The sequence below is a fragment of the Chimaeribacter arupi genome, assembly GCF_002858805.1.
Classification (GTDB): domain Bacteria; phylum Pseudomonadota; class Gammaproteobacteria; order Enterobacterales; family Enterobacteriaceae; genus Chimaeribacter; species Chimaeribacter arupi.
In genome coordinates this window covers 1-12383 of sequence record NZ_PJZI01000033.1, presented here as the reverse complement: position 1 = coordinate 12383, position 12383 = coordinate 1, and the positions used below count along the sequence as shown (strand labels likewise).

Here is a 12383-nt window from a genome sequence, read left to right as displayed (position 1 = left end):
TACCACGCTGACTTGGTATCTTGTCGGCGGATTTCCAGCGTAAAAATAATCAGGGAAGGTCATATGAGAAAGTTATTTATTATGACGGCACACCAGTGTAGCCGGGCGCTTGTTTGGACAGTGGAGTACCTCTCCTCATTTCCCGGTAATCACATCATTATTCATTATGATGCCAAATCTGACAGCCATGAGATCTTACCCCTGGCTAAAGAGAACGTGCATATCCTTCAGGAACGTATCCCCGTCCGCTGGGGTGATGTGTCACAAATTCACGCGACGCTGTTGCTGCTCCGTCAGGCATTGCAGGTTAAATTTGATTACTGTTTTTTCATCTCTGGTGAAGATGTTCCGGCCGTCTCTGATGAGAGAATGAATACATTTCTGGAAGAAAATAAAAACCATGAATTTATTCATTACCAGAATAATAGCAATACCTATGTTGACCCTTACCCGCGGGTTTTATATCGCTACCCCTCCTGCTTTTTCCGTTCTCAAAAAAATCTTTTTAGCCTGATAAAAAGCAAACTCCATTTTTATAGCCGGGGGCTGTTTAAAAACCGCAAGGTTATGGCATTAATGGCCAGCGGCCAACTGCCGCCCCTCTATAAAGGCACCAACTGGTTTACCTTAACCGCTGACAGTGTGAAGTTTATTGTGGACTATATTGATGCCCACCCCGATTTGCTTACCGCATTTAACGGCACCTTTTGTGCTGATGAGATCTTCTTTCATTCGGTATTAAAGCTAAAACCTGGCCTGCGCCTGTACCAAAACCCCGACGCCGGCAGCCACTGCCTGCGTTATATCGACTGGCACAGCGGGCCCCACTACCCTAAAAAATTGGATACCCGCGATCTCGCCGCCATCTCGCGTGGATTCTATTTCTTTACCCGGAAAGTCTCGGAAGAGTTAACCGATGCTGAGTTTGACCAGTTCAAAACGCTGGTTTCCTGACCCCGTCCCTTCACGGCAGACGGGGCGGGGTCAGGCGTGAGGGTTACTCTGCGTCGTAACCCAGGTTGGGTGCCAGCCAGCGCTCAGCCTCTGCCACCGGCATCCCTTTACGCCGGGCGTAATCCTCAACCTGATCGCGCTGAAGCTGGGCCACGGCAAAGTATTTGCTCTCCGGATGGCTGAAGTACCAGCCGGAGACTGCCGCCCCCGGCCACATGGCAAAGGATTCAGTGAGCTTCATGCCGGTATGGGTTTCAACATCCAGCAATTGCCAGATCTGCCCTTTTTCCGTGTGCTCTGGGCAGGCCGGGTAACCCGGTGCCGGGCGGATGCCCTGGTAATTTTCCCGGATCAGATCCTCATTGCTGAGGTTTTCATTCGGCGCATAGCCCCAGTACACCTTGCGCACCCGCTCATGCAGGTATTCCGCGAACGCTTCCGCCAGGCGGTCAGAGAGCGCTTTCACCATGATTTTATTGTAATCGTCGTGTTGGGCGTCATAGGCCGCGGCCAGCGCGTCCTCTTCCAGCCCGGCCGTCACCGCGAAGGCACCGAGGTAGTCCCGCTTGCCGCTGGATTTCGGCGCAACAAAATCGGCCAGGCAGTAGTTCGGGAAATCGTTTTTCTCCGTTTGCTGGCGCAGGTGGTGACTCACCAGCAGCACCTCATCACGGCGTTCGTCCCGGTAGAGGTGGATGTCATCGCCTACCCGGTTAGCCGGGAACAGTCCCACCACACCGCGCGGCGTCAGGGATGTGCTGGCGGCCAGGCTGTCGAGCATCGCGTTGGCATCGGCAAACAGGCGTTTCGCCTCTTCCCCTACCACCTCATCTTCCAGAATGCGCGGGTATTTGCCGGCCAGCGACCAGGTCATAAAGAACGGCGTCCAGTCGATGTAGTTGCGCAGGGTGTCAATGCTGACACTGACCGCCTGCACGCCCAGGCGGTGGGCCACCGGCGGGGTGTAATCGTCCCAGTCCAGCGACAGCGCATTTTCCCGCGCCGCCGCCAGCGTCACCGGTGGGGTGCGCGGCTTTTTACGCCCGTGCTGGATGCGCACCGTCTCGTACTCTTTGCGGGTACGCGCCACAAACTCATCACGCTGGGTATCAGACAGCAGCGCTGACACCACGCCCACGGTACGTGAGGCGTTCTGCACATAGACCGTCGGCCCGCTGTAGTTCTGCTCGATCTTCACTGCCGTATGCGCTTTCGAGGTGGTGGCGCCGCCAATCAGTAACGGCAGGGTAAAGCCCTGGCGCTGCATCTCTTTGGCAACGTTGACCATTTCATCCAGTGACGGTGTGATCAGCCCCGACAGGCCAATGATATCCACCTTCTGTTCAATCGCGGTTTTCAGGATTTTGTCCGTGGGCACCATCACGCCCAGATCGATGATTTCATAATTATTGCACTGCAACACCACGCCGACAATGTTTTTGCCGATGTCGTGCACGTCCCCTTTTACCGTCGCCAGCAGGATCTTGCCGTTGGTGCTGCCCTGCTGTTTGCTGGCTTCAATGTACGGCTCAAGGTAGGCCACCGCCTGCTTCATCACCCGCGCCGATTTCACCACCTGCGGCAGGAACATTTTGCCCTCACCGAACAGGTCACCCACCACATTCATGCCATCCATCAGCGGGCCTTCGATGACCTCAATCGGCCTTGCTGCCGCCTGCCGTGCCTCTTCGGTGTCCAGCTCAATAAACTCGGTGATGCCTTTGACCAGCGAATATTCCAGCCGCTTGTTGACCGGCCAGGCGCGCCACTCCGCCTGCACTTTGGCGGTTTCCCCACCCTCTTTATTGCCGCGGTATTTTTCTGCCAGTTCGAGCAGCCGTTCAGTACCGTCCGCACGGCGGTTCAGCACCACATCTTCTACCGCGTCCCGCAGTTCGGCCGGGAGGTCATCATAGATCGCCAGTTGCCCGGCGTTGACGATGCCCATGTCCATACCATTGCGGATCGCGTGGTAGAGGAATACCGCGTGAATCGCCTCGCGCACCGGGTCATTGCCGCGGAACGAGAAAGAGACATTGGAGACGCCGCCGGAAATCAGCGCGTGCGGCAACTCGGTTTTGATGTCACGACAGGCACCGATGAAGTCCACCGCATAGTTGTTGTGCTCTTCAATGCCGGTGGCCACGGCGAAAATGTTCGGGTCGAAAATGATGTCTTCCGGCGGGAAGCCCACTTCCTCTGTCAGGATGCGGTAGGCGCGGCGGCAGATCTCGATTTTGCGTGCTCGGGTGTCCGCCTGGCCATCTTCATCAAAGGCCATCACGACCACTGCCGCGCCGTAGCGCCGTACCTGCTTCGCATGGTGGATAAAGGCCGCCTCGCCCTCCTTCATTGAAATGGAGTTCACGATGCCTTTGCCCTGAATACACTTCAGCCCTTTTTCGATGACCTCCCATTTGGAAGAGTCGATCATGATCGGCACACGGGCGATATCCGGCTCACCGGCAATCAGGTTAAGGAAACGCACCATCGCGGCTTCGGCATCCAGCATCCCTTCATCCATGTTGATGTCGATGATCTGCGCGCCGCTTTCCACCTGCTGGCGCGCCACATCCAGCGCCTCGGCATATTTTTCTTCTTTAATCAGCCGCTTGAACCGTGCCGAGCCGGTGACGTTGGTGCGTTCCCCCACGTTCACAAACAGGGTGTTGGCATCGATGGTCAGCGGCTCCAGGCCCGCCAGGCGGCAGGCGACCGGGATGTCAGGCAACGGGCGCGGGGCAACGCCCTCGACCACGCGCGCAATGGCAGCGATGTGCTGGGGCGTGGTGCCGCAGCAGCCGCCGACAATGTTAAGGAAACCAGCGCGCGCCCACTCACCAATCTGGGCCGCCATCTCGTCAGCGCCCAGATCATACTCGCCAAAGGCGTTGGGCAGCCCGGCATTCGGGTGGGCCGTCACGTAGCATTCGGCAATGCGCGATAACTCCTGCACATACTGACGCAACTCGTCCGGCCCCAGCGCACAGTTAAGGCCAAAAGAGAGCGGCCGCACGTGGCGCAGCGAGTTATAGAACGCTTCGGTGGTCTGCCCGGAGAGCGTGCGCCCGGAAGCATCGGTGATGGTGCCGGAAATCATGACCGGCAGTTCGACGCCCAGCGCCTCGAATTCGCTTTCCACGGCAAAGGTTGCGGCTTTGGCATTCAGGGTGTCGAACACCGTTTCGATCATGATCAGGTCGGCCCCGCCCTCAATCAGCGCCCGGGTGGATTCCCGGTAGGCCTCCACCAACTGATCAAACGAGATATTGCGGAAAGCAGGGTCGTTAACGTCAGGGGAAATGGATGCCGTCCGGTTGGTCGGGCCGAGTACCCCGGCCACGTAGCGCGGCTTCTCCGGGGTGCGTGCCGTCCACTCATCGGCGCAGATCCGCGCCAGCCGGGCGGCTTCGTAGTTAATCTCCGCAGAGAGCGATGCCATGTGGTAATCGGCCATCGCGATCGGTGTGGCGTTAAAGGTATTGGTTTCGAGGATGTCCGCCCCGGCTTCCAGGTAGCCGTAATGGATGGCAGTAATCACTTCCGGCCGGGTCAGTACCAGCAGGTCGTTGTTTCCTTTCAGGTCACTTTGCCAGTGCGCAAACCGCTCGCCCCGGTAATCCGCCTCTTCCAGCCGGTAACTCTGGATCATGGTGCCCATGCCGCCATCCAACACCAAAATACGTTGGGCAAGCTGCGAACGCAGCGCTTCTGCTCGATTTGTCACTCTGTTTCAACCCTTACCTTTTACCGGGCGGCCGGCCCGGCACCTGTATGCGATGGCGCACCTGACGACGTGCTGAAAAATCAGACAACCGCCATCCTAACACAAGTTTTTCAGCCGCCCCCATGCGCCATATTGAGACTTTTTCAGTTATGCCGATTAACTCATCGGATGAGCAAACCCTGGGCTTGTCCGCCATACTGATTAAATGAAAACCACTTCCACATTTTCTCTTTCGCACCCTTTATAAAGGATTTCGCCATGGTCACGTCTTCCCCTGCCAAACGCGGTAAAAAGCCCCGCGCTGCGGCCTCCGCCCCTGCGGCTACCGGCCAGGTACAGTCTCTGACGCGCGGGCTTACCCTGCTGGAATATATTGCCGCGTCACACGGCAGCGTGGCGTTGACTGACCTCGCCCAGCAGGCCGGGTTGCCGAACTCCACCACCCACCGTTTGCTGACCACCATGCAGCAACAGGGGTTTGTGCGGCAGGTGGGCGACCTGGGGTTGTGGACCATTGGCGCACACGCCTTTGTGGTCGGCAGCAGTTTCTTGCAGAGCCGCAACCTGCTGGCGATGGTGCACCCGGTGCTGCGCCGGTTGATGGAAGAGTCCGGCGAGACGGTAAATCTGGCGGTGTTCGACCACAGCGATTCCCAGGTCATCATCATCGACCAGGTGCAATGCAACGCACTGATGCGTATGTCCGCGCCGATTGGCGGCAAACTGCCGCTGCACGCCTCCGGGGCCGGGAAGGCGTTCCTTTCCACCCTGCCGGAAGAAAGGGTCGTGGCGCTGTTGCACAAAACCGGCCTGCACAGCTATACGCCGCGCACGCTGACCGCCCCCGCTAAGTTGCGGCAAGCGCTGGAAGAGACCCGCAAACGGGGTTATTCATTTGATGATGAAGAACATGCGCTTGGCCTGCGCTGCGTCGCCGCCTGCATTTTTGATGAGCACCAGGACGCCTACGCGGCGATCTCCCTTTCCGGGCCGGTTTCCCGCATCACAGATGACCGCGTGACGGAACTGGGCGCGCTGGTTATCCACGCGGCTAAAGAGGTGACGCAGGCTTACGGCGGCACGCGCAGCTGATTCTCCGGTAAACGCTGGCTGAAGCGCCGGCAGCGGCGATAGGCAAAGACATCCTCAATATGGCCGCGGCGGATCCGCTGTTGCAGGCTCCGCCAGTACTCTGCGCTGAACAGGTCGTTATGCAGCTCTTCAAACAGTGCCCGGATGCGGCGATCCCCGCAGAGGAAATGGCGGAACTCCTCTGGGAAGACATCGTTGGGCGCGACGCTGTACCAGGGCTCCGCTGACAGCTCATCCTCGGGATAGCGCGCAGCGGGGATATCACGGAAGTTGACCTCCGTCATGTAGCAGATTTCGTCGTAGTCATAAAACACCACGCGCGCATGGCGGGTGACGCCAAAATTCTTGAACAGCATGTCACCGGGGAAAATATTGGCGGCCGCCAACTGTTTGATGGCGTTACCGTACTCCTCAATCGCCGCGCGCTGCTGCGCCTCATCCGCCTCGGCCAGGTAGAGGTTCAGCGGCATCATCCGCCGCTCCATATAGAGATGGCGTATCAGCAGTTTATCACCTTGATCTTCCAGCTTTTCCGGCACCTCCCGCCATAGCTCTGCCAGTAAAGCGGGAGCGATGGCCTGTTTGTCGATGACAAAATTCTCATATTCCTGGGTGTCTGCCATGCGGCCGACCCGGTCGTGCTCCTTTACCAACTGGTAACAGGCACGCACCCGCGCGGCGCTGACCTCTTTTTGCGGGGCAAAGTTGTCTTTAATAACTTTAAACACCCGGTCAAACGAGGGCAGTGTAAACACCAGCATCACCATGCCGCGCACGCCGGGCGCGATAATGAACTGTTCGTCATGCCGGGCCATAAACGCCAGGTATTCACGGTAATACTCTGTTTTTCCGTGCTTCTGGCAGCCAATCGCCATGTAAAGTTCGGCAGTCGTTTTACCGGGCAGAATTTCCCGCAGCCACTCCACCAGCGCCGCCGGAAACGGGGCATACACCATAAAATAGGCACGGGCAAAGCCAAACACGATGCTTGCGTCATCCTGCCCGGTCAGGCAGGTGTCGACAAACAACGCGCCCTCGTCACTCTGATGAAGCGGCAGCAGGAAAGGTGCAACCTCGCCCGCCAGCCGGATTTTGCCGACCAGCCATGCCGCTTTATTACGGTAAAAAAGCTCATTGGCTATCTCAAACTGTGCCTCCGCCAGCGCCGGGGTGCCAAACTGTTGCCACAGTACCCGCTCAATGGCCCGGACGTCCCGCGGCAGATCCTCCCACGGCAGGCGCAACGGCAGATCGCTGAGCAGGGTGTGCAGCATGGCGGCGATGCCCTGCACCGGCCTGACAGGGCGAGCCAACGGCCGGGGAACATGATGGAAGGGGGCCGGGGGCTGTGAACTGAAGATAAACAGTTTGTCCGGGGTTAAATCCCGGTGATGGAAAAGGCGGCAGTAGACAGAATTAAAGAAGCTTTCTGCAATTTCATAGCGGGGGTAGTCCGGCAGCAGCCCGGTGTAAATTGTTTTGATACGGCTGATAAAGGCGGCGTCATGCATGCGCGGCCCGGTGATGCAGGTCAGTTGTTCCACCACCAGGCCGACGTGATGATCATACAGATGAATGCGCTGTTTCATCGCCTGTTGCACGGCGGGCCAGTCCGCCTGTTCAAACCGTTGCTGCGCCCCGGCAGTGATCTCCAGAAAGCGGCCATACTGCGCATCAAACCCCTGAAGGATGGTATGCGCAATCAGGGTTTCCATTGCCTCTGCCATCATTGCCTCCTTGAACACGGAGGGCGGCCGCCCGCCCTCGTGCACCTCAGAATTGCTGTTCTTCTGTGGAGCCGGTCAATGCCGTGACCGACGAACTGCCGCCCTGAATCACCGTAGTGACTTTGTCGAAATACCCGGTGCCGACCTCCTGCTGGTGGGAAGCAAAGGTATAGCCGCGCTGGCCGGCCTCAAACTCCGGCTGCTGCACTTTATCGACGTAATGCTTCATGCCTTCACCCTGCGCATAGGCATGGGCCAAATCGAACATGTTGAACCACATGCTGTGGATGCCCGCCAGGGTAATGAACTGATAGACGTACCCCATCTCCGCCAGCGCATCCTGGAAGCGGGCGATGGTGGCGTCATCCAGATTTTTCTTCCAGTTGAAGGAGGGAGAGCAGTTGTACGCCAGCAGTTTACCGGGGAAACGGGCATGAATAGCCTCCGCAAATTCACGGGCGGCGGCGAGATCCGGCGTGGAGGTTTCGCACCACACCAGATCGGCATAAGGCGCATACGCCAGGCCCCGGCTGATGGCCTGTTCAATACCGGCGCGGGTGCAGAAAAAGCCCTCCGGCGTGCGTTTCCCGGTCAGGAACCGGCTGTCTTCAGGATCACAATCCGAGGTCAGCAGATCGGCGGCGTCCGCATCCGTGCGCGCCACCACCAGCGTCGGCACGCCCAACACATCTGCGGCCAGCCTTGCCGCGACCAGCTTCTGCACCGCTTCTTTCGTCGGCACCAGGACTTTGCCGCCCATATGGCCGCATTTTTTCACAGCAGCCAGCTGATCCTCAAAATGCACCGCCGCCGCTCCCGCTTCGATCATGGCTTTCATCAGTTCAAACGCGTTCAGCACCCCGCCGAAACCGGCCTCCGCATCGGCAACGATCGGCAGAAAATAGTCGGTGTAGCTGCGATCTCCCGGGCCGATGCCCTTCGCCCATTGGATCTGATCCGCACGGCGAAACGTGTTATTAATGCGCTTCACCACAGCCGGTACGGAATCTACCGGATAGAGAGACTGATCGGGATACATGGCAGAAGCGCTGTTGGCGTCTGCCGCAACCTGCCAGCCTGAGAGATAGATAGCTTCCAGCCCGGCTTTGGCCTGTTGCAATGCCTGCCCGCCGGTGAGAGCGCCGAGGCAGTTGACGTACCCTTTGCGCGCGTCGCCGTGCAGTAACTTCCACAATTTTTCAGCGCCTAATTGCGCCAGCGTACAGGCTGGGTTCACTGAGCCTCGCAGGGCGATCACCTCTTCAGCCTGATAAGGGCGGGTGATGCCGTCCCAGCGCGGGGTTTTCCACTGCTGTTCAAGGGCAGAGATCTGTTGGTGACGGGAGAGAGTCATAGCGGCGATCCTTTATCAATAAGGGCGGGTTCAGGCCAGCAGCGCGTAGCCGGGCAGCGTCAGGAAATCGACCAGTTCATCCTGGGTGGTGATACGTTCCATCAGTTGTGCGGCTTCAGGAAAACGGCCGCGATTGAAACGTTCTTCACCCAGCTCTTGTTGGATCCGGTGTAACTCTTCAGCCAGCATCTGCCGGAACAACTCGCGGGTCACAGGACGGCCGTCACTGAGGCTTTTCTGGTGATGAATCCACTGCCAGATGGACGTGCGGGAAATTTCCGCGGTGGCAGCGTCCTCCATCAGGCCGTAAATCGGCACACAGCCATTGCCGCCAATCCATGCCTCAATGTATTGCACCGCCACGCGGATATTGGCGCGCATCCCCTCCTCTGTGCGTTCACCGGCGCAGGGAGCCAGCAGTTCGTCAGCAGTGATGGGCGCATCCTGTTCGCGCAACACATCAAGCTGGTTACGCCGCTCCCCTAAGGCATGATCAAACACTGCGTTCACCGTTTCGGCCAGGCCGGGATGGGCAATCCAGGTGCCGTCATGGCCATTGGCGGCTTCCCGCTCTTTATCTGCTTTAACGCGTTGGAGCACCGCGGCATTACGCTCAGGGTCTTTGCTCGGGATAAAGGCTGCCATCCCGCCCATCGCAAAGGCACCACGACGGTGGCAGGTTTTAATCAACAACCGTGAATAGGCATCGAGGAAAGGTTGGTCCATCGTTACGGACTGGCGATCCGGCAATACGCGGTCGCTATGATTTTTCAATGTTTTGATATAACTGAAGATGTAATCCCAGCGGCCACAATTAAGCCCGACGATGTGATCACGCAGGTGGTAGAGGATCTCATCCATCTGGAATACGGCCGGCAGCGTCTCAATTAATACCGTGGCTTTAATGGTGCCGCGCGGCAGAGAAAAGCGATCCTCAGTGGTGCTGAATACCTGACCCCACCAGGCTGCTTCCTGCCAGGATTGCAGTTTTGGCAGGTAAAAATAGGGGCCGCTGCCCTTCGCCAGTAATGCCTGATAGTTATGGAAAAAGTAGAGGGCAAAATCAAACAACCCGCCGGGAATCGCTTCCCCCTGCCACTGCACATGCTTTTCCGGCAAATGCAGCCCCCGTACCCGGCACACCAATACCGCAGGAGCAGGCTTAAGCTGATAAATTTTCCCGCTTTCGTGGGTATAAGAGATCGTCCCGTTAACGGCATCACGTAATGCTATCTGCCCTTCAATGACTTTTTGCCAATCCGGTGCCAGTGAATCTTCAAAATCCGCCATAAAGACATTCACATCAGCATTTAACGCGTTGATTACCATCTTCCGCTCGACCGGCCCGGTAATTTCAACCCGGCGATCCTGCAAATCCTGAGGAATGCCGCGGATTGACCACTCACTCTGTCTAATGGAAAGTGTTTCCGGAATGAAACTCGGAAGCGTACCGGCGTCAATCTGTTGCTGCCAGGCGTGGCGCGCCTTCAGCAGCTGATTCCGGTGGGGAGTAAATTCGCTGACCAGATCAGTCACAAACCGGATTGCCGGCTCCGTCAGTATCGCCTTTTCATGGCCATTAAAAGGCTGCGTAAAGCTAAGTGGCGGGCTTAAGGTGGGTTGATTCATCACGTTCTCCTGCACATAAGTCAAACAGATCACTGAGACATACGTTCTGGGACAGCAAACCCGATCGTGTGATTGCCGGACGATCCTCATTGAGGTGGTCAATATTACGCCGGTAACACTGAGCATAATTCATACACCGAAAAAATCAAAAACGATTTCCATTTTATTTATTAATGTTGAGAAGGGCCTTTTAAAGCAAAAGGTTAGAGCTGTGAAATTTTCATCGTGATTAAGAAGTGGATCTCAAAAAAGAAGCGAAGGACGCCACGAAGCTAAGGCAGTGCCGGGGGAGGATCAAAGAGAGGGGGAACAATGCAGACGGCAGCCTGTCGGCTGCCGTAGGGGAAAGATTAATCCAACGTAGGGTTCATCTGACGCAGATCAAACGGGGTGATCTGGTAAACGTAGTAGTTCAGCCAATTGGAGAATAACAGGTGCCCGTGGCTGCGCCAGCTCGCTTTCGGTGGCAAATCAGGGTTGTCCTGAGGGAAATAGTTCACCGGCAACGTAGGTTCAAGACCGGCAGCAGCATCACGCAAGTATTCCCCGCCTAATGTGCCGGCATCATATTCTGGATGGCCGGTGACAAACGCCATGCGCTTATCTTTCGTCGCAAACAGGTAGGGCCCCGCTTCCTCCGACTCCGCCAGGATATCCAGATCCGGCAATGCATGCAGCACGTCAGCTGGAAAATCGGCATAACGGGAGTGAGGTGCCAGGAAAGTTTCATCAAACCCGCGCGTCAGCAAAGCATGTGGCCGCAGTGTCTGATGCTGATAGACACCGGATAGCTTTACTTCACGGGTCATTTTTGGCACACCATACAGCACATTCAATGCAGCCTGCACCGCCCAACAGACAAATAATGTCGAGGTGACGTGCTCTTTTGCCCAATGCACAATGCGTTCGATCTGCGGCCAATAAGCGACATCATTAAAATCAACCAACCCTAATGGCGCGCCGGTCACAATCAGGCCGTCAAAGTTCTCGTGTTTAATATCTTCAAAATCACAGTAGAAGTTATTGAGATGCTCAGCCGGAGTGTTTTTGGACTCACGGCTGTCGATCCGCAGTAATTGAATGTCGATCTGTAATGGCGAGTTTGAAAGCAGCCGAAGAAACTGGTTCTCAGTTTCGATCTTTTTCGGCATCAGATTAAGTACCAGAACCTTCAAAGGACGGATCTCTTGTGTCTTCGCACGGGAAGATGTCATGACAAAGACATTCTCTTCACGCAAAAAATTCACGGCTGGCAACTCATCCGGCACCCGAATCGGCATAGCTCATATCCTCACAGCATACGTTTAAACGTTTAGACTTCTAGATGCCCGAAGATAGCGGGTTCTGCCCGACTTGTCGAGTCTTCATGCAATAGATGAAAATGTTTCACTGCCCTGCGCATAAGCCCGGCGCATTGAGGGTCATATTACGCGCAGATTGGTCGGGCAATGTGGGAAAGTGAGTATGAAAGTTCGTATTAGGGGCTAAACAAAGGCGTGGAAAGTGATTAAAACATAAAAGTGGGGGATAAATGACAGAAAAAGAAAAAGCCTCATGCTTTCGCATGAGGCTTCATCTCTGTTTGATGCCTGGCAGTTCCCTACTCTCGCATGGGGAGACCCCACACTACCATCGGCGCTACGGCGTTTCACTTCTGAGTTCGGCATGGGGTCAGGTGGGACCACCGCGCTAGTGCCGCCAGGCAAATTCTTTATTTGCCGAACTCTAACCGCTAAAAACTGGTGCTGATACCCAGAGTCGAACTGGGGACCTCACCCTTACCAAGGGTGCGCTCTACCAACTGAGCCATATCAGCACACTAAATTTGATGCCTGGCAGTTCCCTACTCTCGCATGGGGAGACCCCACACTACCATCGGCGCTACGGCGTTTCACTTCTG

7 protein-coding genes, 1 tRNA gene and 1 rRNA gene are annotated in these 12383 nt (G+C 56.5%); 2 read left to right on the top strand and 7 right to left on the bottom strand.

The features are described from left to right. Window positions 1-63: 63 nt before the first annotated feature. On the top strand, window positions 64-954 hold the full coding sequence (locus CYR52_RS17360; protein WP_101829047.1) for a beta-1,6-N-acetylglucosaminyltransferase: 891 nt from the start codon (window positions 64-66) through the stop codon (window positions 952-954). Window positions 955-997: 43 nt separating this feature from the next. On the opposite strand, the gene metH is transcribed toward CYR52_RS17360, so the two are convergent. Then, window positions 998-4681 carry a methionine synthase gene (gene metH, locus CYR52_RS17355; RefSeq protein ID WP_101829046.1) on the bottom strand — a complete coding sequence of 1228 codons (3684 nt, stop codon included), beginning with the start codon at window positions 4679-4681 and terminating at the stop codon, window positions 998-1000. Between the two features lie 258 nt (window positions 4682-4939). Here metH and iclR point away from each other — a divergent pair, with 258 nt between their 5' ends. Then, entirely contained in the window at window positions 4940-5773 is an 834-nt protein-coding gene (gene iclR, locus CYR52_RS17350; protein ID WP_072933679.1) for a glyoxylate bypass operon transcriptional repressor IclR, read from the top strand. Here the strand turns inward: iclR and aceK are convergent. The 6 genes from aceK to CYR52_RS17320 form a co-directional block, all read right to left on the bottom strand. After that, window positions 5752-7500 carry a bifunctional isocitrate dehydrogenase kinase/phosphatase gene (aceK, locus tag CYR52_RS17345; RefSeq protein WP_101829045.1) on the bottom strand — a complete coding sequence of 583 codons (1749 nt, stop codon included), beginning with the start codon at window positions 7498-7500 and terminating at the stop codon, window positions 5752-5754. The genes iclR and aceK overlap by 22 nt on opposite strands. 46 nt (window positions 7501-7546) lie before the next feature. Further along, on the bottom strand, window positions 7547-8854 hold the full coding sequence (aceA, locus tag CYR52_RS17340; RefSeq protein ID WP_072933683.1) for an isocitrate lyase: 1308 nt from the start codon (window positions 8852-8854) through the stop codon (window positions 7547-7549). A gap of 30 nt (window positions 8855-8884) precedes the next feature. Further along, window positions 8885-10483 carry a malate synthase A gene (gene aceB, locus CYR52_RS17335; RefSeq protein WP_101829044.1) on the bottom strand — a complete coding sequence of 533 codons (1599 nt, stop codon included), beginning with the start codon at window positions 10481-10483 and terminating at the stop codon, window positions 8885-8887. 350 nt (window positions 10484-10833) lie between these two features. Continuing rightward, window positions 10834-11763, bottom strand: coding sequence for a homoserine O-acetyltransferase MetA (gene metA / locus CYR52_RS17330; protein WP_072933688.1), 930 nt, complete (start codon window positions 11761-11763; stop codon window positions 10834-10836). Between the two features lie 307 nt (window positions 11764-12070). Next, a 5S ribosomal RNA gene (gene rrf / locus CYR52_RS17325) occupies window positions 12071-12186 on the bottom strand. A 37-nt stretch (window positions 12187-12223) separates the two neighbouring features. Further along, window positions 12224-12299, bottom strand: a tRNA-Thr gene (locus CYR52_RS17320). Between the last annotated feature and the right edge of the window lie 84 nt (window positions 12300-12383).

Excerpts from the sequence above, each read along its gene's own strand:
- CYR52_RS17360 (WP_101829047.1), top strand. The coding sequence starts at position 64 with ATGAGAAAGTTATTTATTATGACGGCACACCAGTGTAGCCGGGCGCTT.
- iclR (WP_072933679.1), top strand. The coding sequence starts at position 4,940 with ATGGTCACGTCTTCCCCTGCCAAACGCGGTAAAAAGCCCCGCGCTGCG.
- aceK (WP_101829045.1), bottom strand. The coding sequence starts at position 7,500 with ATGGCAGAGGCAATGGAAACCCTGATTGCGCATACCATCCTTCAGGGG.
- aceA (WP_072933683.1), bottom strand. The coding sequence starts at position 8,854 with ATGACTCTCTCCCGTCACCAACAGATCTCTGCCCTTGAACAGCAGTGG.
- aceB (WP_101829044.1), bottom strand. The coding sequence starts at position 10,483 with ATGAATCAACCCACCTTAAGCCCGCCACTTAGCTTTACGCAGCCTTTT.
- metA (WP_072933688.1), bottom strand. The coding sequence starts at position 11,763 with ATGCCGATTCGGGTGCCGGATGAGTTGCCAGCCGTGAATTTTTTGCGT.